General features: G+C 64.6%; 19 protein-coding genes. 11 read left to right on the forward strand and 8 right to left on the reverse strand.

Annotation, left to right across the window (positions count from 1 at the left end):
• Positions 1–116 precede the first annotated feature (116 nt).
• From HWV67_RS17950 to pcaC, 8 genes are all read left to right on the forward strand, one after another.
• The gene (locus tag HWV67_RS17950; protein ID WP_175652195.1) at positions 117–1,463 is read left to right on the forward strand and encodes an MFS transporter; all 1,347 of its coding nucleotides are present in this window, start codon (positions 117–119) and stop codon (positions 1,461–1,463) included.
• A 192-nt stretch (positions 1,464–1,655) separates the two neighbouring features.
• A complete protein-coding gene (locus tag HWV67_RS17955) occupies positions 1,656–2,516 on the forward strand; it encodes a CoA transferase subunit A (protein WP_175652196.1) in 861 nt (286 codons plus the stop codon).
• Positions 2,513–3,292 carry a CoA-transferase subunit beta gene (locus tag HWV67_RS17960; protein WP_175652197.1) on the forward strand — a complete coding sequence of 260 codons (780 nt, stop codon included), beginning with the start codon at positions 2,513–2,515 and terminating at the stop codon, positions 3,290–3,292. The genes HWV67_RS17955 and HWV67_RS17960 overlap by 4 nt, the downstream gene beginning before the upstream one ends.
• Positions 3,289–4,494, forward strand: a complete 1,206-nt coding sequence (pcaF, locus tag HWV67_RS17965) for a 3-oxoadipyl-CoA thiolase (RefSeq protein WP_175652198.1) — start codon at positions 3,289–3,291, stop codon at positions 4,492–4,494. The genes HWV67_RS17960 and pcaF overlap by 4 nt, the downstream gene beginning before the upstream one ends.
• A gap of 123 nt (positions 4,495–4,617) precedes the next feature.
• Entirely contained in the window at positions 4,618–5,907 is a 1,290-nt protein-coding gene (locus tag HWV67_RS17970; protein WP_175652199.1) for an MFS family transporter, read from the forward strand.
• Between the two features lie 45 nt (positions 5,908–5,952).
• Positions 5,953–7,317: a 3-carboxy-cis,cis-muconate cycloisomerase gene (locus HWV67_RS17975; protein WP_175652200.1), complete on the forward strand. Its 1,365-nt coding sequence runs from the start codon at positions 5,953–5,955 to the stop codon at positions 7,315–7,317.
• Between the two features lie 10 nt (positions 7,318–7,327).
• Positions 7,328–8,119 (forward strand): 3-oxoadipate enol-lactonase, encoded by a 792-nt coding sequence (gene pcaD, locus HWV67_RS17980; RefSeq protein ID WP_175652201.1) that lies wholly within the window; start codon positions 7,328–7,330, stop codon positions 8,117–8,119.
• 12 nt (positions 8,120–8,131) lie between these two features.
• The gene (gene pcaC / locus HWV67_RS17985; RefSeq protein ID WP_175652202.1) at positions 8,132–8,524 is read left to right on the forward strand and encodes a 4-carboxymuconolactone decarboxylase; all 393 of its coding nucleotides are present in this window, start codon (positions 8,132–8,134) and stop codon (positions 8,522–8,524) included.
• A 62-nt stretch (positions 8,525–8,586) separates the two neighbouring features.
• Here the strand turns inward: pcaC and HWV67_RS17990 are convergent, their stop codons facing one another.
• Positions 8,587–9,111 (reverse strand): Mpo1 family 2-hydroxy fatty acid dioxygenase, encoded by a 525-nt coding sequence (locus HWV67_RS17990; protein WP_175652203.1) that lies wholly within the window; start codon positions 9,109–9,111, stop codon positions 8,587–8,589.
• A gap of 91 nt (positions 9,112–9,202) precedes the next feature.
• On the opposite strand from HWV67_RS17990, the gene HWV67_RS17995 reads away from it, so the two are divergent.
• Complete coding sequence (locus HWV67_RS17995) at positions 9,203–9,892, forward strand: Crp/Fnr family transcriptional regulator (RefSeq protein WP_175652204.1); 690 nt, start codon at positions 9,203–9,205, stop codon at positions 9,890–9,892.
• A gap of 51 nt (positions 9,893–9,943) precedes the next feature.
• On the opposite strand, the gene HWV67_RS18000 is transcribed toward HWV67_RS17995, so the two are convergent.
• From HWV67_RS18000 to HWV67_RS18010, 3 genes are read right to left on the reverse strand one after another with little or no spacing between them, the layout of a single operon-like run.
• Positions 9,944–11,545 carry an arylsulfatase gene (locus HWV67_RS18000; protein WP_110971746.1) on the reverse strand — a complete coding sequence of 534 codons (1,602 nt, stop codon included), beginning with the start codon at positions 11,543–11,545 and terminating at the stop codon, positions 9,944–9,946.
• Positions 11,546–11,555: 10 nt separating this feature from the next.
• Entirely contained in the window at positions 11,556–12,380 is an 825-nt protein-coding gene (locus HWV67_RS18005; RefSeq protein WP_110971747.1) for an ABC transporter ATP-binding protein, read from the reverse strand.
• Entirely contained in the window at positions 12,377–13,969 is a 1,593-nt protein-coding gene (locus HWV67_RS18010) for an ABC transporter permease (RefSeq protein WP_175652205.1), read from the reverse strand. The genes HWV67_RS18005 and HWV67_RS18010 overlap by 4 nt, the downstream gene beginning before the upstream one ends.
• Before the next feature lie 285 nt (positions 13,970–14,254).
• On the opposite strand from HWV67_RS18010, the gene HWV67_RS18015 reads away from it, so the two are divergent.
• The gene (locus tag HWV67_RS18015) at positions 14,255–15,301 is read left to right on the forward strand and encodes an ABC transporter substrate-binding protein (RefSeq protein ID WP_110971749.1); all 1,047 of its coding nucleotides are present in this window, start codon (positions 14,255–14,257) and stop codon (positions 15,299–15,301) included.
• On the opposite strand, the gene HWV67_RS18020 is transcribed toward HWV67_RS18015, so the two are convergent.
• Positions 15,258–16,184 (reverse strand): LysR family transcriptional regulator, encoded by a 927-nt coding sequence (locus HWV67_RS18020; protein WP_175652206.1) that lies wholly within the window; start codon positions 16,182–16,184, stop codon positions 15,258–15,260. The genes HWV67_RS18015 and HWV67_RS18020 overlap by 44 nt on opposite strands.
• A gap of 183 nt (positions 16,185–16,367) precedes the next feature.
• Here HWV67_RS18020 and HWV67_RS18025 point away from each other — a divergent pair, with 183 nt between their 5' ends.
• Positions 16,368–17,273 (forward strand): TauD/TfdA dioxygenase family protein, encoded by a 906-nt coding sequence (locus tag HWV67_RS18025; RefSeq protein WP_175652207.1) that lies wholly within the window; start codon positions 16,368–16,370, stop codon positions 17,271–17,273.
• Between the two features lie 68 nt (positions 17,274–17,341).
• Here the strand turns inward: HWV67_RS18025 and HWV67_RS18030 are convergent, their stop codons facing one another.
• The 3 genes from HWV67_RS18030 to ttgB all read right to left on the reverse strand — a co-directional run bounded on the left by HWV67_RS18030 (position 17,342) and on the right by ttgB (position 23,646).
• On the reverse strand, positions 17,342–18,595 hold the full coding sequence (locus HWV67_RS18030) for an OprD family porin (protein WP_175652208.1): 1,254 nt from the start codon (positions 18,593–18,595) through the stop codon (positions 17,342–17,344).
• A 447-nt stretch (positions 18,596–19,042) separates the two neighbouring features.
• Entirely contained in the window at positions 19,043–20,497 is a 1,455-nt protein-coding gene (gene adeC, locus HWV67_RS18035; protein WP_175652209.1) for an AdeC/AdeK/OprM family multidrug efflux complex outer membrane factor, read from the reverse strand.
• A complete protein-coding gene (gene ttgB / locus HWV67_RS18040; protein ID WP_175652210.1) occupies positions 20,494–23,646 on the reverse strand; it encodes a multidrug efflux RND transporter permease subunit TtgB in 3,153 nt (1,050 codons plus the stop codon). Before ttgB ends, adeC begins: the two co-directional genes overlap by 4 nt.

Here is a 23,646-nt window from a genome sequence, read left to right on the forward strand (position 1 = left end):
GTCTCCCTGCCGACGATGCGGACGCTAGAAATTCCCGTCTGACTACACTGATCCGCCTTCGCTACGACGTGCGCGCCTGTCCGGTGCTCGCGCGCTTTCTTCTGGATAAAAAAACAATGAATAGTCCGCAAGCTGCTATCGGAACGCCCCTGGATGTCCAGTCGTTCATCAACGCCCAGCCCCTGTCGCGCTACCAATGGCGGGTGGGGATTCTCTGTTTCCTGATCGTCTTCCTCGATGGCCTGGACACCGCCGCCATGGGCTTTATCGCCCCGGCGTTGTCGCAGGACTGGGGCATCGACCGCGCCAGCCTGGGCCCGGTGATGAGCGCCGCGCTGATCGGCATGGTCTTCGGTGCCCTGGGCTCCGGGCCACTGGCCGACCGTTTCGGACGCAAAGTGGTATTGGTCGGTGCCGTGCTGGTATTCGGTGCCTTCAGTCTGGCCTCGGCCTACAGCACTAACGTCGACCAGTTGCTGGTGCTGCGCTTCCTGACCGGCCTGGGTCTTGGTGCCGGCATGCCCAACGCCACCACGCTGCTGTCCGAGTACACCCCCGAGCGCCTCAAGTCGCTGCTGGTGACCAGCATGTTCTGCGGCTTCAACCTGGGCATGGCCGGTGGCGGCTTCATTTCGGCCAAGCTGATCCCGACGTTCGGCTGGCACAGCCTGCTGCTGATCGGTGGCGTGCTGCCGCTGCTGCTGGCGCTGGTGTTGGTGGTGTGGCTGCCGGAGTCGGCGCGTTTCCTGGTGGTGCGTAACCGCAGCATCGAGAAGATCCGCAAGACCCTCGCGCCCATCGATCCGGCGACCGTGGCCCAGGCCAGCGCCTTCACCGTACCGGAGCAGAAAACCGTCAAGAGCCGCAACGTGCTGGCCGTGATCTTCTCCGGCACCTACAGCATCGGCACCTTGCTGCTGTGGCTGACCTACTTCATGGGCCTGGTGATCGTCTATCTGCTGACCAGCTGGTTGCCGACCCTGATGCGCGACAGTGGCGCGAGCATGGAGCAGGCGGCGTTCATCGGCGCGTTGTTCCAGTTCGGTGGCGTGCTCAGCGCGGTGGGCGTGGGCTGGGCGATGGACCGTTTCAATCCGCACAAGGTTATCGGCACCTTCTACCTGCTGGCCGGGGTGTTTGCCTACGCGGTAGGGCAGAGCCTGGGCAACATCACCTTGCTGGCGACTCTGGTGCTGGTTGCCGGGATGTGCGTCAACGGCGCGCAATCGGCCATGCCATCGCTGGCGGCGCGGTTCTATCCGACCCAGGGCCGGGCGACCGGTGTGTCGTGGATGCTGGGTATTGGCCGCTTCGGCGCGATCCTCGGCGCCTGGATGGGTGCGACGCTGCTGGGGCTGGGCTGGAACTTCGAGCAGGTGCTGACGGCGTTGGTGATTCCAGCCGGTCTGGCGACCGTGGCGGTGGGGGGGAAGGGGATTGTCAGCCACGCGGATGCGACCTGAGAGCCTTTGTGGGCCATCGCGCCGAACGGTCGCGATAGGTCCACAAAGCTTGCTAACAATCCGTTCGATAATCGAACGCTATGCCGATTATCGGATTGAACCGCCCCGCACCCCGCCTTAATCTGAATTCATACCGGCGCCGCTCAAGGCGCCTTGAAACCGACCTCGACTCAGCACATCCAGGAGTCTTCCATGGCTGCAATTCTCTCGCTCCACGACGCCGTGAAGCAGTTCGTCCACGACGGTGACAGCGTTGCCCTTGAAGGCTTCACGCACCTCATTCCGACCGCCGCCGGGCATGAAATCATTCGTCAGGGCAAAAAGGATCTGACGCTGGTACGCATGACCCCCGATCTGATCTACGACCAGTTGATCGGCGCCGGCTGCGCGAAAAAACTGATCTTCTCCTGGGGCGGCAACCCGGGTGTCGGTTCCCTGCACCGTCTGCGTGATGCCGTCGAGAAACAATGGCCGCACGACATCGAAATCGAAGAACACAGCCACGCCGACCTGGCCAACGCCTACGTCGCTGGCGCTTCCGGCCTGCCGTTCGCGGTGCTGCGTGCCTACGCCGGTTCCGACCTGCCAAAGGTCAACCCGCTGATCAAGACCGTGAGCTGCCCGTTCACCGGTGAAGTACTGGCCGCCGTGCCGTCGGTACGCCCGGACGTCACCGTGATCCACGCGCAGAAAGCCGACCGTAAAGGCAACGTGCTGCTGTGGGGCATCCTCGGCGTACAGAAAGAAGCGGCCCTGGCGGCCAAGCGCTGCATCGTCACCGTCGAAGAAATCGTCGACGACCTGCAGGCACCGATGAACGCCTGCGTCCTGCCGACCTGGGCGCTGTCTGCGGTCTGCCTGGTACCGGGCGGCGCGCATCCGTCCTACGCCCACGGTTACTACGAGCGCGACAACCGCTTCTACCAGGCCTGGGACCCGATCGCCCGCAACCGTGAAACCTTCACCGCCTGGATCGACCAGTACATCCGCGGCACCGCCGACTTCAACGAATTCAAGGCAAAACTGGCCAGCGCTTCGGAGGCTGCACAATGAGCTACTCCACCAATGAAATGATGACCGTCGCCGCCGCCCGCCGCCTGCGCAACGGCGCCGTATGCTTCGTTGGCATCGGCCTGCCGTCCAAGGCCGCCAACCTGGCCCGCCTGACGTCCTCGCCTGACGTGGTGCTGATCTACGAATCAGGTCCGATCGGCGCCAAGCCGACCGTACTGCCGCTGTCCATCGGTGACGGCGAACTGGCCGAAACCGCTGACACCGTGGTGCCGACCGGCGAAATCTTCCGCTACTGGCTGCAAGGCGGGCGCATTGACGTCGGCTTCCTCGGCGCCGCTCAGGTTGACCGCTTCGGCAACATCAACACCACCGTGGTCGGTGATTACCACGCGCCGAAAGTGCGCCTGCCGGGTGCCGGTGGTGCGCCGGAAATCGCCGGTTCCGCAAAAACCGTGCTGATCATCCTCAAGCAGTCCAACCGTGCGTTCGTGGACAAGCTGGACTTCATCACCTCCGTCGGTCACGGCGAAGGCGGCGACTCCCGCAAGCGTCTGGGGCTGCCAGGCCAAGGGCCGGTGGGCATCATCACCGACCTGTGCATCATGGAGCCGGAAGCCGGCACCAACGAATTCGTGGTCACCGCGATCCACCCGGGCGTGACCCGTGAGCAGATCGTCGCCGCCACCGGCTGGGCCATCCGTTTCGCCGATAACGTCGAAACCACCGCCGAACCGACCGAAGTCGAGCTGACCGCCCTGCGTGACCTCGAAGCCCGCACCGCCGCGGCCCACGGCCAGGCACCAGGAGAAGCGTGATGCGTGACGTATTTATCTGCGACGCGATTCGCACCCCGATTGGCCGCTTCGGCGGTGGCCTGGCCGGCGTTCGCGCCGATGACCTGGCCGCCGTGCCGCTGAAGGCGCTGATCGAGCGCAACCCGACCGTCCAGTGGGACCAGATCGACGAAGTATTCCTCGGCTGTGCCAACCAGGCCGGTGAAGACAACCGCAACGTGGCGCGCATGGCGCTGCTGCTGGCCGGCCTGCCGGAAAGCGTGCCGGGCGTGACCCTGAACCGCCTCTGCGCCTCGGGCATGGACGCAGTGGGCACTGCCTTCCGCGCCATCGCCAGCGGCGAGATGGAGCTGGCGATTGCCGGCGGCGTCGAGTCGATGTCCCGCGCGCCGTTCGTGATGGGCAAGGCCGACAGCGCCTACTCGCGCAACATGAAGCTGGAAGACACCACCATCGGCTGGCGCTTCATCAACCCGTTGATGAAAGCCCAGTACGGCGTCGACGCCATGCCGCAGACCGCCGACAACGTGGCGGACGACCATCAGGTTTCCCGCGCCGACCAGGACGCCTTCGCCCTGCGCAGCCAGCAGCGCACCGCCGCCGCCCAGGCTGCCGGCTTCTTCGCTGAAGAAATCGTGCCGGTGCGTATCGCCCACAAGAAGGGCGAGACCATCGTCGAGCAGGACGAGCATCCCCGTGCTGAAACCACGTTGGAAGCGCTGACCAAACTGAAACCGGTCAACGGCCCGGACAAGACAGTCACCGCCGGCAACGCCTCGGGCGTCAACGACGGTGCCGCGGCGATGATCCTTGCCTCCGCCGAAGCGGTGAAGAAACACGGCCTGACCCCGCGCGCCCGCGTGCTTGGCATGGCCAGCGCCGGTGTGGCGCCACGGGTGATGGGCATCGGCCCGGTCCCGGCAGTTCTCAAACTGACCGAGCGCCTGGGCGTGGCGGTCGCTGACTTCGACGTGATCGAACTCAACGAAGCCTTCGCCAGCCAGGGCCTGGCCGTGCTGCGCGGTCTCGGCCTGGCCGACGACGCACCGCAGGTGAACCCGAACGGCGGCGCCATCGCCCTCGGCCACCCGCTGGGCATGAGCGGCGCACGCTTGATCCTCACCGCCTTGCACCACTTGGAAAAAACCGGTGGCCGCAAAGGCCTGGCGACCATGTGTGTTGGCGTCGGACAGGGCCTCGCCCTGGCTATCGAGCGCGTGTAAAACCAATGACCCCGGACGGGCGGCCTCCACGCAAGGCCGGTTGTCCGGGGTGATTGTCTGGCGGAACGAGAGTGTTACCGAGTGTGTCTAGACTCAGTGATACCCTCCAGGAGTAAAGCAGTCATGACTTCAACCTATTACACCGGTGAAGAACGCAGCAAACGCATCTTCGCCATCGTTGGTGCGTCCTCGGGCAACCTGGTCGAATGGTTCGACTTTTACGTCTACGCCTTCTGCGCCATCTATTTCGCGCCGGCGTTCTTCCCGTCCGACGACCCCACGGTGCAACTGCTCAACACCGCCGGTGTATTTGCCGCGGGCTTCCTCATGCGCCCGATCGGTGGCTGGCTGTTCGGCCGCGTTGCCGACCGTCATGGCCGCAAGAATTCGATGATGATTTCCGTGCTGATGATGTGCGCGGGTTCGCTGGTGATCGCCTGCCTGCCGACCTACGCCAGCATCGGTGCCTGGGCGCCGGCGCTGTTGCTGGTTGCCCGACTGTTCCAGGGGCTGTCGGTAGGGGGCGAATACGGCACCACCGCCACCTACATGAGTGAAGTGGCGCTGCGCGGTCAGCGCGGGTTCTTCGCCTCGTTCCAGTACGTCACGCTGATCGGCGGGCAACTGCTGGCGGTGCTGGTGGTGGTGATCCTCCAGCAACTGCTGAGCGAGGACGAACTGCGTGCCTGGGGCTGGCGGATTCCGTTCGTGGTCGGCGCCATCGCCGCCGTGATCTCGCTGCTTCTGCGTCGCTCGCTGAAAGAAACCAGCAGCGCCGAAACCCGCAACGACAAGGAAGCCGGCAGCATCGCCGGGCTGTTCCGCAATCACACCGCCGCCTTCATCACCGTGCTTGGCTACACCGCCGGCGGTTCGCTGATTTTCTACACCTTCACCACCTACATGCAGAAATACCTGGTGAACACCGCCGGGATGAGCGCCAAGACTGCCAGCTTCATCATGACCGGCGCGCTGTTCCTTTACATGTGCATGCAGCCGCTGTTCGGCATGTTGTCCGACCGCATCGGCCGGCGTAATTCGATGCTGCTGTTCGGCGCCCTGGGCACGCTGTTCACCGTGCCGATTCTGCTGGCGCTGAAGACCGTCAGCAGTCCGTTCCTGGCGTTCGTGCTGATTACCCTGGCGCTGTGCATCGTCAGTTTCTACACCTCTATCAGTGGCCTGGTGAAGGCCGAGATGTTCCCGCCGCAAGTGCGCGCGCTGGGCGTTGGCCTGGCCTACGCGGTGGCTAACGCAGTGTTCGGCGGCTCCGCTGAATACGTGGCCCTGGGCCTGAAATCCATGGGCATGGAAAACACTTTTTACTGGTACGTTACCGCGATGATGGCGATCGCCTTCCTGTTCAGCCTGCGCCTGCCGAAGCAGGCCGCTTACCTGCATAACGATCATTGACCCAGTGGCGCGCCCTGACCGGCGCGCCCCGTTGAAGGACCTGTCATGACTCCACGACCGGGCAACCAGTTGTTCGATGCCTACTTCACCGCGCCCGCCATGCGCGAGATCTTTTCCGACCGTGGCCGCATCCAGGGCATGCTTGATTTCGAAGCCGGACTGGCCCGGGCCGAAGCCGCCGTCGGGGTGATCCCGGCCGTGGTGGTGGCGCCGATCGAACTGGCCTGCAAGGCCGAACGCTATGATTTTGCCGCCCTGGCCGAAGCCATCGGCATCGCCGGCAACTCGGCGATTCCGCTGGTCAAGGCGCTGGGCAAGGTGATCGCCAGCGGCGTGGCCGAGGCCGAGCGCTACGTGCACCTTGGCGCCACCAGCCAGGACGCCATGGACACCGGCCTGGTCTTGCAATTGCGTGATGCCCTGGCCCTGATCGACGACGAACTGGCGCACCTAGCCGACGCCCTCGCCACCCAGGCCCGCGCCCACGCCGACACACCGCTGGCCGGCCGCACCTGGCTGCAGCATGCGACCCCGGTGACCCTGGGCATGAAGCTCGCCGGCAGCCTCGGCGCCCTGGTCCGTCATCGCCAGCGCCTGCGCGAACTCAAACCGCGCCTGCTGACCCTGCAGTTCGGCGGCGCGTCCGGCACTCTCGCGGCGCTGGGTGACAAGGCTTTGCCGGTCGCCGAAGCGCTGGCCGATCAGTTGGGCCTGAACCTGCCGGAACAACCCTGGCACACCCAGCGCGACCGTCTGGTGGAATTCGCCTCGGTGCTCGGCCTGGTCGCCGGCACCCTTGGCAAGCTGGGCCGCGATATCAGCCTGCTGATGCAGACCGAAGCCGGCGAAGTCTTCGAGCCGTCGGCGCCGGGCAAGGGCGGTTCCTCGACCATGCCGCACAAGCGCAACCCGGTCGGTGCCGCCGTGCTGATCGGCGCCGCCACCCGCGTCCCCGGTCTGCTCGCCACGCTGTTCGCCGCCATGCCCCAGGAGCACGAGCGCAGCCTCGGCCTGTGGCACGCCGAATGGGAAACCCTGCCGGAAATCTGCTGCCTGGTGTCGGGCGCACTGCGGCAGGCGCGGATCATCGCCGAGGGTCTGGAAGTGGACGCCGCGCGCATGCGCCGCAACCTCGACCTGACCCAGGGCCTGGTTCTGGCCGAAGCGGTGAGCATCGTTCTCGCCCAGCGCCTGGGCCGCGATGCCGCGCACCATCTGCTGGAGACCTGCTGCAAACGCGCGGTCGCCGAACAACGCCATCTGCGCGCCGTGCTCGGCGACGATCCGCAGGTGAGCGCCGAACTGTCGGCGGACGAACTCGACCGTCTGCTGGACCCGGCTCACTACCTCGGCCAGGCTCGCGCCTGGGTCGAGCGTGCGCTGGCCGAACATCAACGATTCAAAGCCTGAGGAGGCTGCTGTGGGAAGCGTACAACTCGCCGATGGCGTTCTGAACTACCAGCTCGATGGCCCCGAAGGCGCACCGGTATTGGTGCTGTCCAACTCGCTGGGCACCAACCTGCACATGTGGGACACCCAGGTGCCGGCCTTCGCCACGCATTTCCGCGTGCTGCGTTATGACACCCGCGGCCATGGCGATTCGCTGGTCACCGACGGCCCGTACAGCATCGAGCAACTGGGCCGCGACGTGCTGGCGCTGCTGGATGCCTTGAAGCTGGACAAGGTGCACTTCTGCGGCCTGTCCATGGGCGGCCTGATCGGCCAGTGGCTGGGCATCAATGCGCCGGAGCGCCTGAACCGCCTGATCGTCTGCAACACTGCGGCCAAGATCGGCACCCCGGAGATCTGGAACCCGCGCATCGAGATGGTCCTGCGTGACCGCGAGGCGGCGATGGTCGGCTTGCGCGATGCGTCCATCGAGCGCTGGTTCACCCCGGCGTTTGCCGGCTCCAACCCGGATCAGGCCAAGCGCATCACCGACATGCTCGCGTCCACCTCGCCTGAAGGCTATGCGGCCAACTGCGGCGCCGTGCGCGATGCCGATTTCCGCGATCAACTGGGCGCAATCAAGGCGCCGCTGCTGGTCATCGCCGGCAGCGCCGACGCGGTGACCCCGCCGTCGGGCAGCCTGTTTATCCAGGAGCGGGTGGCCGGTGCCGAGTTTGCCGAGTTCCACGCTGCGCACCTGTCCAACGTTGAAGTGGGCGAGCCGTTCAGCCGCCGCGTCATCGATTTTCTGCTGGCCCGTTGAGGAGCTGTTTTCGTGGATGAGAAACAACGTTACGACGCCGGCATGCAAGTGCGTCGCGCGGTACTGGGCGATGCCCACGTGGACCGCAGCCTGACCAACCTGACCGAGTTCAACAGCGAGTTCCAGGAAATGATCACCCGCCACGCCTGGGGTGATATCTGGACCCGACCGGGCTTGCCGCGGCACACCCGCAGCCTGATCACCATCGCCATGCTGATCGGCATGAACCGCAATGACGAACTGAAACTGCACCTGCGCGCCGCCGCCAACAACGGCGTGACCCGTGAAGAGATCAAGGAAGTGCTGATGCAGAGCGCGATCTACTGCGGGATTCCGGCGGCCAATGCCACCTTCCACCTGGCGGAATCGGTGTGGGATGAGTTGGGGGTTGAGTCCAGGGCTTGATCTTCAGGGCCCTATCGCCGCAGCCCGGCGCCCCGGCTTGCCGGGGCGACAGGGCCATCAGCTCAAACCGCAGCCTTCTTCTCCCGAATCGCCACCGGCCCCGCATTGTGTTCCACCGCCGCCTTCAACTCCGGCCGCATCCCCAGCATGAACGCCAGTTCCGCCACCACAAACAACGGCCCGACGATCAGCCCGCTGATATCGTCGACGAACGCCGGCTTGCGCCCCTCGTAGTAATGCCCGACGAACTGGATCACCCAGCCGACGAAAAACAGCCCCAGCCCGGCCACCAGCCACACTGACGTGCTTTGCACCGCCAGCGCTTGCCCGGCCCACAGGCAGGCTCCGAGAAGGGCGCTCATCACCACGCCGAAGCGCAGGTCCAGGCGCAGGTAGAACCACACCGACGCCAGCGCCGCGACGAAGGCCGGCGACAGCCACAACCCGCCCACATCCAGCCCCGGCCGCGACAGCAGCACGGTGACCGCCACCACGATCATGGGGATACCGACGAAGTGGGTCGCGATGTTTCGCGGGTCACGGTGGTAGCTGGCATATTGACTCAGGTGTTCCACGAGGTTTTTCATTGTTATTCCTCCTGTTGGGATGGCCCAGCATGGACCGCGGCCGGGGGCATGTCTGTCGCCTGGCCGACAGAGTCACTTTTCGAGGCTTTGGATGAACGATCGTTGCGCCTGGCGCGAGCAACTCTTGCAGGGTCACTGGTTCCGGCAACTCTCACCTGCGTTGCAGGATAGCCTGCTGGACGCCGCCCGCCCGCGCGCCCTGGCCGCCGGCGAACGCCTGTTCCAGCGCGGCGATGCGCCCTGCGGGTTGTACGCGGTGCTGGCGGGCGCGGTGCGGATTGGCGCGGTGAATGCCGGGGGCAAGGAAGCGCTGTTGACCCTGATCGAGCCGCCGCACTGGTTTGGCGAAATCTGCCTGTTCGACGGCCAGCCGCGTACTCATGACGCCTTCGCCGAAGGCCCGACCACGCTGCTGAGGGTGCCACAGGCGACGCTGCTGAGCCTGCTTGACCAGCAACCGGCGTACTGGCGGGAGTTCGCCTTGTTGATGAGCCACAAGCTGCGTCTGGCGTTTGTCGCCCTGGAACAGCAAAGCCTGATGGGCGCCGCCCCGCGCTTGGCGTACCGGCTGTTGCAGATGGCGGCGGGGTACGGCGAAGTGGATGGTGAGCGGCGGGTGTTGCAGTTGTCCCAGGAGCAACTGGCGCTGATGCTGTCGCTATCGCGGCAGACCACCAACCAGATTCTCAAGGCGCTGGAGCAGGACGGTGCGGTGCGCTTGAGTTATGGCGAGATCGAGATTCTTGATCCGGGGCGGTTGGAGCGGTTGGCTGGGAAGTGAGGGTGGTGTTTGGGGCCGAACCGCAGCGATCAGGCCCCAAAGACCAACCTATCAATCCGGCTGAAACGGCGACTGACTCAAAATCACCCCCGTCTCTTCCACATACTTCTGCCACTCCCCCAACAGCGCCTCCAGCTTTGCCGGTTGCTCCGCCGCCAGGTCATGAATCTCCCCTGGATCCCTGCTCAGGTCATACAGCTGCCAGGTCGCCGGCCCCACCGGCCCCGGGATATACACCGCTTTCCAGTGCCCTTGGCGAATCGCCCGGCGGCCGAACAGTTCCCAGCCGGTGACGGTGTGTTCGTCATGCACCTGCTCGGTCTCGCCCGACAGATACCCCAACCACGACTTGCCCCGCAGAGGCGCGACGTCGCGGCCGCGCCAGCGCTTGCCGGGGTGGCGCACGCCCGCCAGGTCGAGCAGGGTCGGGGTGATGTCCATCACGGTGCTGAATTCATGGCTGATCTGTTTCTGCCGCGATAGCGCCGGGTAGTGCAGCAGCGCCGGTACGCGGATGCCGCCTTCGGTGGTGAAGGCCTTGAACAGCCGCGACGGCGCGGTGGCCGCCTGCGCCCAGTGCGGGCCGTACCAGACGTAGGAGTTGGCCCGGCCGATGTTTTCCAGGCTGTTGTCGTAATGCTGGTCAAGGTAGCTGGCCAGGTGCGGGCCGAATTTCGGGAAGGCTTCCAGCAGCGCGCCTTCGGCGCCGTTGTCGGACATGAACAGCACCAGGGTGTTGTCCAGTTGACCCTGGTTGCGCAGGTAGTCCAGCACCCGGCCGATATTCCAGTCCATGCGCTCGACCATTGCCGCGTAGACCTCCATCGACCGCGCCGAGCGCTGGCGTTGTTCGTCGCTCAGCGCCTGCCATTGGCCGTCCACCGGATGGGCCTCGGTGTCGGCGGCGATCAGGCCGAGGGCGCGGAGTTTTTCCAGGCGCTCCTGGCGCAGCACCTCGGGGCCGGCGTCGTAGCGGCCCTTGTAGCGCTCGACCACGTCGGCCGGGGCCTGCAGCGGCCAGTGCGGCGCGGAGAAGGGCAGGTAGGCGAAGAACGGCCGGCTCTGGTCGCGCTCCTTGAGGTACTGCAGCAGCTTGTCGCCGAAGGCGTCGGAGGAATAGAAATCCTTCGGCAACTCGTCGATGAATTGATCGTCTTCGATGTACAGCGCCGGGGTGGATTTCAGCAGGCCCGGGGTGTCGTCATCGTAGGTCGGCTCGAAGCCATAGTGGTTGGCGGCGCCCGGCAGCAGGGCGAAGGAGCGTTCGAAACCGCGGGCGTGGGGCGCCAGTTCGGCGGTCAGGCCCAGGTGCCATTTGCCGCTCATCAGCGTCTGGTAGCCGGCTTCGCGCAGCAGTTCCGGCAGGGCCACCACGCGGTCGTTGAGGTAGCCCTCGTAACCGGGCTTGCCGATCAGCTCAGGTGTCAGCGCCTCGGCCATGGTGCCGATGCCGGCGATATGGTGGTCGGTGCCGGTGAGAAGCATCGAGCGGGTCGGCGAGCAGGTTGGCGCGGTATGAAAATCGGTCAGGCGCAGGCCGGCGCTGGCCAGGGCGTCGAGGTTCGGCGTGGCGATCTCGCCGCCGAAGGCGCCAATGTCGGAGAAGCCCAGGTCGTCGGCAACGATGACCAGGAAGTTGGGGCGATGGCTCATGAAGCGCTCCTCAGCAGGCCAGGTAGGTCAGGGGCAGGTCGTGGATCCGCGGTGCCGGTGTCGGCAGGTAGCGGTCGTCGCGGGTCAGTTCGTGCAGCAGGGTTTCGCGCAGCAGGTGAAAGTCCAGGCTGGCGCGCTGGCGCGGGTGCGGCAGGTCGATCTCGACCACGCGCTTGATCCGCCCCGGTCGCGGTTCCAGCACCACCACGCGGTCGGCGAGGAAGATCGCTTCCTCGACGTCGTGGGTCACCAACAACGTGGTGATGCGCGCTCGCTCGCGGATCGCCAGCAGTTCGTCCTGCATCTGCTGGCGGGTCAGGGCGTCGAGGGCGCCGAAGGGTTCGTCCAGCAGCAGGATGCGCGGGCTGGCCACCAGGCCGCGGGCGATCGCCACGCGCTGGGCCATGCCGCCGGAAAGCTGGTGCGGGTAGGCGGCGCTGAAGTCGTGCAGGCCGACCAGGGCGATGAAGTCCTTGACCCGTTGCTGTTTCGTCGCGGCGTCCAGTGCTTCGTTGACCAGGCCCAGTTCGATGTTCTCGGCCACCGTCAGCCAGGGGAACAGGCGGTGCTCCTGGAAGACGATGCCGCGCTCGCTGCCGATGCCGCTGACCCGCTTGCCGTCGATCAGGATCTGCCCCTGATAGTCGTTGTCGAGGCCGATCAGCAGGCGCAGCAGGGTGGACTTGCCGCAGCCGCTGGCGCCGACGATGGCGACGAATTCGCCTTCGCGGATATCCAGGTTGAAGTCGCGCAGCGCCTCGACATCGCCATCGCTGACGGCGAAGCGCTTGCTCACCTGTTGAAAGCTGACCAGAGGGGAAACCTGTGCGTTCATGCGCGTCTCCAGCGCGTGGCACGCGCTTCGATATGTTGTCCGAGGGCGCCGAGCAGGGCGCCGGTGAAGCCGACCAGAAGCATCCCGGCCATGATCTGGTCCATGCGCAGCAGTTGCTGGGCGGCGATCATCAGGCTGCCAATGCCGCCGCCCGAGGGCATGAAGTATTCGGCGCCGATGGTGCCGAGCCAGGAATAAATCAGGCCGATGCGCAAGCCGGCGAAAATCCCCGGCGCGGCGTTGGGCAGCACCAGCCGGCGCAGGCGCTGCCAGCGGCTCAGGCGCAGCACCCGGGCTGCTTCGTGCAGTTGCGGTGAGACGCTGGCGACGGCGCGCTGGGTGGCGATGAACAGCGGGAAGAACGCCGCCAGGCCGACAAATACCCACTTGGCCAGTTCGCCCAGGCCGAACCAGGCGGTCAGCAGCGGCACCCAGGCGAACAAGGCAATCTGCCGCAACCCGGAGAGGCTCGGACCGAGCAACTGCTCGGCGCGCGACGACAGGCCCAGCCACAAGCCGAACAGCAGACCCAGCCCGCCACCCAGCAGCAGGCCGCCGAGGGCGCGGCCGACGCTGATCGCCAGCGAGCCGCTGAGGCTGCCGTCGAGCACGCCGTTGCCGAGGGTGTCGAGCACCGCCAGCGGCGCCGCGAGAATATTCGCGTCGACCCATTCGGCCTGGCTCGCCACCTGCCAGAGGGCGAGCAGGGCCAGCGGCAAAATCAGCGCCTGCAACCGCTCGACGCCGCGCAGCCGCTGGACCCGCAGTTCGGCAGTCGCCGGGTGTGGCCAGTGCAACAGGCGGCGGTCGAGCCAGCCGAGGCCACGGTCCATCAGCAGACCGATCACGCCGATTACTGCGATGCAGACGAAAACGATATCCAGCATGAACAGCTGGCGTGCCCAGACCATCAGGTAGCCGATGCCTTCGCTGGAGGCCAGCAGTTCCACCGCCAGCAGCGAGGTCCAGCCGGTGGCCAGCGCCAGGCGCAGGCCGGCGAAGAACGACGGCAGCGCCGCCGGCAGAATCAACCGGGTGATCAATAGGTGCGGCGGCAGGCGCAGCACGGCGGCAGCTTCACGCAGGCGGGGCTGGGCATCACGCACGCCGACCAGGGTGTGCAGGGTGATCGGCACGATGATCGCCTTGACCAGCACCACCAGCTTGAGGGTTTCGCCGATGCCGAACAGCGCCATGAACAGCGGCACCCAGGCCAGGGTCGGAATCTGCGCGAGCGCATTGAAGGTCGGCAGCACCAGGCGTTCGCTGCGCCGGCTGAAGCCCAGCCAGGCGCCGAGCACCGCGCCGGCACTGACCCCCAGCAGCAGGCCGACGAACAACCGCCAGAGGCTGATGCCCAGGTGCAGCCAGAGTTCGCCGTGGCCCAACTCGACGGCGCTGCTCCAGACCAGCGAAGGCGGTGGCAGGATCTGTTCGCTCATCCATTCATGGCGGCTCGCCAGCCACCACAGCGCGGCCAGCGCCAGCGGCAGATACCAGGCGTTCAGCCGCTGCCAGGGCAGGCGGTTGAAACCTTGCGCGGTGGGCGGGTCGGTCAGCGGCAAGGCTGAGCGGGAAGCGTGTGCCATGAGACCTCCGGGTTGGCTGCACAGGCGGTTCTTTTCTTAGTTCTTATTGATCTATTTATCGTTTGTTAAATTCGATCAGGTAATAAGAGATGCATTTAAAGCGCACCGTCAAAGCAGCGGCCAATGCATTCGAAGCATATTTTTCGTGTGCTTCATGCATAGCCCATAAAGACGCCGGCTCCAGCGCTTATATGTAATCAAGTTATTAAAATGTAATTTCTTAGTATTTAACTTGCGCGGCGGAATAGCGTTAGGTGGCGGCACCATTACAAGGAGCCGCGTGCCATGAACCTGTCGCTCAACCGTGTTTTCAGCCTGTTCGCCGTCCCCGCCCTGGCCGCTGTCGTCGGCTGGTTGCCTGCCGAAGCGCTGGGCGCCGAGGTGAAGCAGATCCGCATCGCCGTGCCCGACCTGAGTGCCGGCACCCAGCACTCCGGCGGCGGCATCACCGATGTGTTGCAGGAGCAGCAACTGCTGGAAAAAGCCTTCGCTGCCGATGGCATCAGCATCCAGTGGAACTACTTCAAGGGCGCTGGCCCGGTGATCAACGAGGCGTTCGCCAACGGCCAGGTGGACTTCGCCTACCTGGGCGATCTGGCGGCAATCATCGGCAAGGCCAACGGCGTCGATACCCGCCTGCTCGCGGCCACCGCGCGCGGGGTCAAGCATTACCTGGGCGTCGCCCCGGACAGCGGCATCAAGACCCTGCAGGACCTCAAGGGCAAGCGGGTGGCGATCTTCCGTGGCACCGCCACGCAGCTGTCGTTCGATGCCGCGCTGGCCAGTCAGGGCCTGAGCGAGAAAGACCTGAAAGTCATCAACCTGGACTTCAACGCCGCCATTGCCGCGCTGGCCGCCAAGCAGATCGACGCCACCTGGGGCTCGACCGGGATCACCGCGCTGAAGGAGCGCGGTCTCGCCGAACTGCCGCTGAGCACCCGCGACCTGGGCGGCGCCGGTAATGTTCAGGCGGTGCTGGTGGGGTCCGGTGCGTTTATCGATGCCCATCCCGAAATCGTGGCGAAGTTCCTCGCGGCGCAGCAGCCCGCGGTGCAGTGGCTGACCAGTGATGGCAACAAGGACGCCTATGTGCAACTGGTCTCGTCCCGCGCCAGCTATCCACCGGCAATCCTCACCCATGACCTGAAGGACGAGCACCTGAGCCAGATCTTCCCCGCCACCCTCGACGAGCAGTTCCTCACCCGTCTGCAGGCCTCGGTGGACCTGGCGGCCAAGGAACGGCTGATCCGCAAGCCGTTTCAGGTCAACCAGTGGCTGGCGCCCCAGGCTATCCGGCCAGTTCCTGTGGCACAGGCTGGCGGTCAAGAGTAATCAGGGTTTCGATCATCGCCCGGGCAGCCGGGGAGAGGCGGTAACCGCTGCGGCTGACGATGCCGCAGCGGGCGCTGAGGCTGTCGAGGTTGGTGGGCAGGTTGCGCCAGTGCAACTGGATCAGCTCGCCGCGACCGATGTACGAAGAAAAGGCCTCTTCGGTGCCGATGCCAATGGCATTGCTGTCCTGCACCACCCGTAACAGGGTCGGCAAGTGTTCGGTCTGCACCTGGGGAGAGAAGTCGGTCTTGCCGCTCAGGTTGGCCAGCAACTTGCGCACCCCGGGCGGGATCAGCGAGGTGGCCAGCGGGTAGTCGAACATGTCGTTGGTGGACAGGCTGTCCTTGGCCAGCAGCGGGTGGCCGGGGCGGCAGAAGAACAGGCCGCGGCGGGGTGTGAGGGCCTGGGTCTGGAAGTTCGGATCGGCCTCGAAATGGCGGATATCGGCGACGAAAAATTCGACTTCCTCACGGTTCAGCGCACGGCTGAGTTTCTCCCAGTTATCCACCTGCAGACGGGTGTGCACCTTCGGGTGCGCGTTGACGAACTGCGCCAGCGCCCGCGGCACCAGTTCCGCCGCCGGCGCTGGACCGCAGCCGAAGCGCAGTTCGCCAGCGTCGAGCTTGGTCATCTGCAGCACTTCGCTGCTCAGTTGCGCCGCACCCTGCACCAGGCGCAGGGCGTGCTGCAGGACCACCTGGCCTTCGGGCGTGGGGCGCAGGTCCTTGTTGGCGCGGTCCACCAGCACACAACCGAATTCCTGCTCCAGGCCCTGGATACTGCGGCTGAACGCCGGCTGGGTGATGCCCATGGCCTCGGCGGCGCGAACGAAACTGCGGTGTTCAGTAAGGGCGATGAAGTAGCGCAGTTGACGAAGATCCATATGCATTTCCGGCATTTCAAAAATAGGGCGAAGGTATTTGCCGCCACGGGAGACTGGGGTTTTAAATGCAAGCTCTTATTCCGTCAATGAAGCAGTTATTTATCTGTTAGTACTTATTCGCATAACGATAGAGCACTGTTCCAAAGACAACTTCCGTGTCGTCAGCCAATGAGGGTTTGAACCATGAGCAATGCCGCACTCGCCGCAATCCCTGTCAGCCAAGCGCTGGACATTCACCCGGTCGCCGGACGCATCGGCGCCGAAGTGCGTGGCGTGCAACTGAGCGCCGATCTGGAGCCGGCGGTGATCGAGGCTATCCAGGCCGCGCTGGTGGAGCACAAGGTGCTGTTCTTCCGCGCCCAGCACCACCTCGATGACCAGGGTCAGGAAGCCTTCGCCCACCTGCTCGGCGAGCCGATCGCCCACCCCACCGTGCCGGTGCGTGACGGCACTCGTTACCTGCTGGAACTGGATGGCGGCGAAGGGCGCCGTGCCAACTCCTGGCACACCGATGTGACCTTCGTCGACGCCTACCCCAAGGCCTCGATCCTGCGTTCGGTGGTTGCCCCGGCGTCTGGCGGCGACACGGTCTGGGCCAACACCGCGACGGCCTACAACGACCTGTCGCCGGCGCTCAAGGCCCTCGCCGAGGAGCTGTGGGCGGTGCACAGCAACGAATACGACTACGCCGGGGCCAAGCCGAATGTCAGCGTCGAGCAACTGGAAAGTTATCGTCGGATCTTCACTTCGACCGTGTACGAGACCGAGCATCCGGTGGTGCGGGTACACCCGGTCAGCGGTGAGAAGCACCTGCTGCTGGGGCATTTCGTCAAACGCCTGAAGGGCTATTCGCAGAACGATTCACAGCACCTGTTCAGCTTGTTGCAGGGGTATGTGACGCGTCTGGAAAACACCGTGCGCTGGCGCTGGCAGGCGGGTGACGTGGCGATCTGGGACAACCGCGCGACCCAGCATTACGCGGTGGATGACTACGGCACCCAGGGGCGGGTGGTGCGCCGGGTGACATTGCAGGGGGATGTGCCGGTGAGTGTGGCGGGGGAGCGGAGCCGGACGGTGAAAGGCGCCTGATTCATTTGCGGTCCATCGCGAGCGAGCTCTGTAGGAGCGAGCTTGCTCGCGATGAGGCCCTTGAAACCTCAGAGAATCCCGATCGGATAGCTGATGATCAGCCGGTTCTCATCAAACGAGTTGGTGCTGTAGTCCCGACGCATGGTCGAGTTACGCCATTTCATCGACAGGTTCTTCAGCACACCGCCCTGAATCACGTAGGCCAGTTCCGATTCCCGTGCCCATTCTTCACCGTCGTCCACCGCAGCGGTGTGCACGTTGTCGCCCTTGATGTAGCGGTTCATCAGGGTCAGGCCGGGCACGCCGAGGGCGGCGAAGTTGTAGTCGTGGCGCACTTGCCAGGAGCGTTCCTGGGCGTTGTCGAAGCTGGAGTTGTAGCTGTCGTTGGCCAGGGTGCCGCCGCTGGTGCCGTTGACGCGCATCCAGGCATCGTCGCCGCTGACTTTCTGCAGGCCGACGTAGAAGGTGTTGCCACCGTAACGCGCCGAAAGCAGGGCTGAGGCGGTGCGGTTGTCGAGGTCGCCGGCGCGGGCCGAGCCATCTTCCTTGCCGAGGAAGTAACCCAGGTTGGCGCCCAGAGTCCAGTCACCCAGCGGTTGGCTGTGGACCAGGTTGATGTACTGCTGCTGGTAGATGTCCTTCAGTTCCGCGTTCCACAGACCGATCAGGGTGCGCTTTTCGTTGAAGGTGAATTCACCACCGGCGAAGTTGAAGCGGTCGGAGGTGATCCCGCCGCGGCCGTTCATGAACATGTCTTCCATGCTCGCGTCGTTGCGCGGGCTGTTGCCGCGGAACTGACCGGCATAGAGGGTCAGGCCGTCGATTTCCTGCGAGGTGAGCTGGCCACCGCGGAAGGTTTGCGGCAGCGAGCGACCGTCGTCCGAACGCAGAATCGGCAGCACTGGCATCCACTCGCCGACTTTCAGTTCGGTCTTCGACACTTTGGCTTTCAGCGCCACACCGAGGCGACCGAAATCGTCGGCCGGGCGGCCGTCGTCATGCACCGGCAGCAGGTGGGTCCCCGCGGTGCCTTTGCCGCCGTCGAGCTTGACCGAATACAGACCGAGGATATCGACACCGAAGCCGACAGTGCCTTGGGTGAAGCCGGACTTGGCGTCGAGGATGAAACTCTGGGTCCATTCCTCGCCTTTGCCCTGGGCGTTGGCCGGGTCGACGAAATTGCGGTTGATGTAGAAGTTGCGCAGGTTCAGGGAGGCCTTGGCGTCCTCGACAAAGCCGCTTTCAGCAGCCAGGGCGGGGAGGGCGCAAGTCATGGCAATGAAGCCGGGAAGCAGGTGTCGTGCTGGGTGCGGAGTGTTCATCGTCAATGTGTCTCTTGTTTTTATGTAAGCGAAACCATCCGCCATGACTGAAAAGGGTCACAGGCCGGGTTGCGTCTTTGGGGTTTGCGTTGGGAAAAGCGGCAAGAGGATGGTGCTGTGACGGACGGGGGCGAATCAATTCGTTACAGGCGGAAATGGGCGATTATCGAACACTAACTGAATGGTTAGTTTCTTTTTTTGCGTTGAAAACAGAGTGCTTTGGGGGCGTTGCAGGAGAGCGGTGGTCAGCCATGAAAAAGCCCACCGCAGCGGGTAATAACCAGTCAGTTAACCCTATTGGGGCTGCTTTGCAGCCCTTCGCGAGCAAGCTCGCTCCTACAGTGTAGGAGCGAGCTTGCTCGCGAAGGGCCTCAACAGGTTTAACTGACCGGCATTGACCACACTAGGGTGGGCTTTTCTACATCACATTCAGCCAGTTCAGCCAGTTCAGCCTTTCGGCGTCTCGACCGAAGCTTGCTGCTGAGCATCACCGGTGCGCTCGTACCAGCCGCCACCGAGGGCCTTGTACAGGTTGACCTCGCTGACCACCTGCGACAGCCGGTCAGTGATCAGCGACTGCTGGGCACTGAACAGGTTGCGCTGGGCGTCGAGGAACACCAGGTTGCTGTCGACGCCGATACGGTAGCGACGCTCCGCCAGGCGGTAGTAATCCTGGTTGGCGGCGACCAGATCGCGCTGGGCCTGCAACTGCTGGTTGAAGGTCTGCCGCGCAGCCAGACCATCGGAGACTTCCTGGAAGGCGGTCTGGATGGTTTTTTCGTACTTGGCGATGTTGATATCTTTCTGGATCTTCGAGTAATCCAGGCTGGCCTTGAGCGCACCGGCATTGAAGATCGGCAGATTGATCTGCGGCTGGAACAGCCACGTGCCGGAGCCGCCCTTGAACAGGCCGCTCATGTCGGAGCTCAGGGTCCCGGCATTGGCGGTCAGGCTGATGCTCGGGAAGAACGCCGCACGGGCAGCGCCGATATTGGCGTTGGCGCCCTTGAGCAGGTGCTCGGCTTCCATGATGTCCGGACGCCGGGTCAGCAGGTCCGACGGCAGGCCGGCCGGCATTTCCGCGAGCAGGTCGCCGTCCAGCGGCAGGGCCGCTGGCAGATTGCCCGGCAGGCCGGCGCCGACCAGCAGGGTCAGGCTGTTGAGGTCCTGGGCCACCAGGCGCTGGTACTGCGCCAGCTTGACCCGGGCACCTTCGACCGCGGTACGCGCCTGGCTCAGGTCCAGGGCCGAGGCCACGCCGACGTCGCTGCTGCGCTGGGTCAGCTTGAAGCTTTCCTCGTAGGTCTTGAGGGTCTCGCCGGTCAGCTTGAGCAGGGCCTGATCGGCCTGCCAGGTGTAATAGGCGTTGGCGACGCTGGCCACCAGGGCGATCTGCGTCGAACGGCGCGCCTGTTCACTGGACAGGTAGGTTTCCAGGGCCTGTTGGCTCAGGCTGCGCACCCGGCCGAACAGGTCCAGCTCATAGGCGCTGACGCCGATGGTGGCCGAATATTGGCTGCTGATGCTCGACTGACCGGTCTGCGACATATCCGCCGGCGTGCGCTGGCGTTGGCCGCTGGCGTTGGCCGAGACTGCCGGGAACAGGTCGGCGCGCTGGATGCGGTACTGCGCGCGGTAGGCGTCGATGTTCAGCGCCGCGACCCGCAGGTCGCGGTTGTTTTCCAGCGAACCCTGGATCAGCTGCTGCAGCGCCGGGTCGTGGAAGAACTGGCGCCAGCCTTGCTCGGCGGCGGCCACCTGGGCCGACTCGGCCGGCGAGTAGGCCGGACCTGCCGGCCACTCGGCCGCGACCGGCGCCTCGGGGGTCTTGTACTCGGGGATCAGCGAGCATCCGCCCAGGATGAACGCGGTGACCGCCAGGGATATCAGGGACTTGGTCATTGCCCAGCCTCATAGCGTGGAGTTTCAGGTGTGGCGTCTTCTTCGGGCTGTTTGCTGCCGAACAGCGACGACACGCTAACGAAGAACAGTGGCACCCAGAAGATGGCCAGAACGGTGGCCGTGATCATACCGCCGATCACCCCGGTACCAATGGCGTGCTGGCTGCCCGAACCCGCACCGGTGGCGATGGTCAGCGGCACTACGCCGAGGATGAACGCCAGCGAGGTCATGATGATCGGACGCAGACGCATGCGGCAGGCTTCGATAGCGGCGTCGGCGAGGCTGCGGCCTTGTTCGTGCAGTTCCTTGGCGAACTCGACGATCAGGATCGCGTTCTTCGCCGCGAGGCCGATGGTGGTCAGCAGCCCCACCAGGAAGTACACGTCGTTGGACAGCCCGCGCATGCTGGCCGCCATCAGCGCACCGATGATACCCAGCGGCACCACCAGCACGACCGCGATCGGGATCGACCAGCTTTCGTACAGCGCCGCCAGGCACAGGAACACCATCAGCAGCGACAGCGCGAACAGTGCTGGCATCTGCGAGCCCGACAGCTTCTCTTCATACGACATGCCGGTCCACGCGAAGCCGACACCGGCTGGCAGTTGAGCGGCCAGGCGTTCGACCTCGGCCATCGCCTCACCGGTACTGTAGCCAGGGGCTGGCGCACCGAGGACTTCCATTGCTTCGACACCGTTGTAACGCGACAGCTTCGGTGCGCCGTAGATCCACTCGCCCTTGGCGAAGGAGGAGAACGGCACCATCTCGCCAGCAGCGTTGCGCACGTACCACTTCTGCAGGTCTTCCGGACTCATCCGCGACGAGGCTTCGCCCTGGAGGTAGACCTTCTTGACCCGGCCACGGTCGATGAAGTCGTTGACGTAGCTGGCACCGAGAGCGATCGACAGGGTGTTGTTGATATCGGAGATGGTGACGCCCAGCGCGCTGGCGCGTTCATCGTCGATGGTCAACTGGTACTGCGGTTCGTCGTTCAGGCCGTTCGGACGCACAGCGGAGAGGATCTTGCTTTGCGCCGCCATGCCGAGGAACTGGTTACGCGCTTCCATCAGCTTGGCGTGGCCGACACCGGCGCGGTCCTGCAGGAACACGTCGAAGCCTGTGGCGTTACCCAGCTCCAGTACCGCAGGCGGGGCGAAGGCGAACACCATCGCGTCGCGGAAGGTGAAGAAGGGCTGCTGGGCACGGGTTGCCAGGTTGAACACGCTGTTTTCAGCAGAGCGCTCGCCCCACGGCTTGAGCATGATGAAGGCCATACCCGAGCTCTGGCCGCGGCCCGCGAAGTTGAAGCCGTTCACGGTGAACACCGAGGCGACCGTATCGGACTCCTTGTCCAGCAGGTAGGCGCGCATTTCATCGACCACCGCCTGGGTGCGCTCGGCACTGGAACCGGCCGGGGTTTGCACCTGGGCGAACAGGACGCCCTGGTCTTCCTCTGGCAGGAACGCAGTCGGGATGCGCATGAACAGCCAGACCATGCCGACCACGATCAGGATGTAGGCGAGGAAGTACGGGGCCTTGTGGCGCAGGATGTTGCCCACGCCGCGCTCGTAGCTCTGCACGCTGCGGTCGAAGTTGCGGTTGAACCAGCCGAAGAAGCCGCGCTTGGCCGTGTGGTGCTCGCCTTTCTTGACCGGCTTGAGCATGGTGGCGCACAGCGCCGGGGTGAAGATCAGGGCAACCAGCACCGACAGGCCCATGGCCGAGACGATGGTGATCGAGAACTGCCGGTAGATCACACCCGTGGAGCCGCCGAAGAAGGCCATTGGCAGCAGTACCGCCGAGAGAACCAAGGCAATACCGACCAGTGCGCCCTGGATCTGGCCCATGGACTTCTTGGTCGCTTCCTTGGGTGAAAGCCCCTCTTCAGACATCACCCGCTCGACGTTCTCCACCACGACGATGGCGTCGTCCACCAGCAGGCCGATGGCAAGAACCATCGCGAACATGGTCAGGGTGTTGATGCTGAAACCTGCGGCGGCGAGGATGCCGAACGTACCCAGCAATACCACCGGCACTGTCATGGTGGTGATCACCGTGGCGCGGAAGTTCTGCAGGAACAGGTACATCACCAGGAACACCAGTACGATCGCTTCGATCAGGGTGTGGATCACGCCGCTGATCGATTCGGTCACCACCGGGGTGGTGTCATACGGGAACACCGCCTTCATGCCTGGCGGGAAGAACGGTTCGAGGTCGGAGATGGTCTTGCGCAGCGCCTTGGCGGTATCCAGGGCGTTGGAGCCGGTGGCCAGTTTCACGGCCAGACCGGAGGCCGGCTTGCCGTTGAACTGGGCGCTGACCGCGTAGTTTTCACCACCCAGCGCGACCTTGGCGACATCGCCCAGGCGCACTTGCGAACCGTCGCGGTTGACCTTGAGCAGGATCTTCTCGAACTGCTCGGCAGTCTGCAGACGCGTCTTGCCGATGATGGTCGCGTTCAGTTGCTGGCCGGGCAGGGCGGGCAGGCCGCCGAGCTGACCGGACGACACCTGGACGTTCTGCGCGGCAACCGCGGTTTTCACGTCGACCGGGGTCAGCTGGAACTTGTTCAGCTTGGCCGGATCGAGCCAGATACGCATCGCGTACTGGGCACCGAAGACCTGGAAGTCACCGACACCGGCAGTCCGCGAGATCGGGTCCTGCATGTTGGAGACGATGTAGTTGGCCAGGTCGTCCTTGGTCATGCTGCCGTCTTCGGACACCAGACCGATCACCAACAGGAAGTTCTTCACCGCCTTGGTCACGCGGATACCCTGCTGCTGCACTTCTTGCGGCAGCAGCGGGGTGGCCAGGTTCAGCTTGTTCTGCACCTGGACCTGCGCGGTGTCAGGGTTGGTGCCCTGCTCGAAGGTCGCGGTGATGGTCATGCTGCCGTCGGAGTTACTTTCCGACGACACATAACGCAGGTTGTCGATACCGTTGAGCTGTTGCTCGATCACCTGGACCACGGTGTCCTGCACGGTCTGCGCGGAAGCGCCCGGGTAGGTCACGGCAATGGCGATCGCTGGCGGAGCGATGCTCGGGTACTGGTTGATCGGCAGCTTGAGGATCGACAGCGCCCCGACCAGCATGATCACGAGGGCGATCACCCAGGCGAAGATCGGGCGATCGATAAAGAATCTCGACAT

Origin of the sequence: Pseudomonas sp. Marseille-P9899 (genome assembly GCF_903166565.1) — a bacterium.
In the GTDB taxonomy this organism is placed as follows: Bacteria; Pseudomonadota; Gammaproteobacteria; order Pseudomonadales; family Pseudomonadaceae; genus Aquipseudomonas; species Aquipseudomonas huaxiensis.

Bases quoted from the DNA above. Each gene is read 5' to 3' on its own strand.
- HWV67_RS17990 (WP_175652203.1), bottom strand. From the start codon at position 9,111: ATGAAAAACCTCGTGGAACACCTGAGTCAATATGCCAGCTACCACCGT.
- HWV67_RS18025 (WP_175652207.1), top strand. From the start codon at position 16,368: ATGAGCAATGCCGCACTCGCCGCAATCCCTGTCAGCCAAGCGCTGGAC.
- HWV67_RS17950 (WP_175652195.1), top strand. From the start codon at position 117: ATGAATAGTCCGCAAGCTGCTATCGGAACGCCCCTGGATGTCCAGTCG.
- HWV67_RS17995 (WP_175652204.1), top strand. From the start codon at position 9,203: ATGAACGATCGTTGCGCCTGGCGCGAGCAACTCTTGCAGGGTCACTGG.
- HWV67_RS18030 (WP_175652208.1), bottom strand. From the start codon at position 18,595: ATGAACACTCCGCACCCAGCACGACACCTGCTTCCCGGCTTCATTGCC.
- HWV67_RS17955 (WP_175652196.1), top strand. From the start codon at position 1,656: ATGGCTGCAATTCTCTCGCTCCACGACGCCGTGAAGCAGTTCGTCCAC.
- adeC (WP_175652209.1), bottom strand. From the start codon at position 20,497: ATGACCAAGTCCCTGATATCCCTGGCGGTCACCGCGTTCATCCTGGGC.
- HWV67_RS17960 (WP_175652197.1), top strand. From the start codon at position 2,513: ATGAGCTACTCCACCAATGAAATGATGACCGTCGCCGCCGCCCGCCGC.
- HWV67_RS18005 (WP_110971747.1), bottom strand. From the start codon at position 12,380: ATGAACGCACAGGTTTCCCCTCTGGTCAGCTTTCAACAGGTGAGCAAG.
- HWV67_RS18020 (WP_175652206.1), bottom strand. From the start codon at position 16,184: ATGGATCTTCGTCAACTGCGCTACTTCATCGCCCTTACTGAACACCGC.
- HWV67_RS18010 (WP_175652205.1), bottom strand. From the start codon at position 13,969: ATGGCACACGCTTCCCGCTCAGCCTTGCCGCTGACCGACCCGCCCACC.
- HWV67_RS17975 (WP_175652200.1), top strand. From the start codon at position 5,953: ATGACTCCACGACCGGGCAACCAGTTGTTCGATGCCTACTTCACCGCG.
- HWV67_RS18015 (WP_110971749.1), top strand. From the start codon at position 14,255: ATGAACCTGTCGCTCAACCGTGTTTTCAGCCTGTTCGCCGTCCCCGCC.
- HWV67_RS17970 (WP_175652199.1), top strand. From the start codon at position 4,618: ATGACTTCAACCTATTACACCGGTGAAGAACGCAGCAAACGCATCTTC.
- HWV67_RS18000 (WP_110971746.1), bottom strand. From the start codon at position 11,545: ATGAGCCATCGCCCCAACTTCCTGGTCATCGTTGCCGACGACCTGGGC.
- ttgB (WP_175652210.1), bottom strand. From the start codon at position 23,646: ATGTCGAGATTCTTTATCGATCGCCCGATCTTCGCCTGGGTGATCGCC.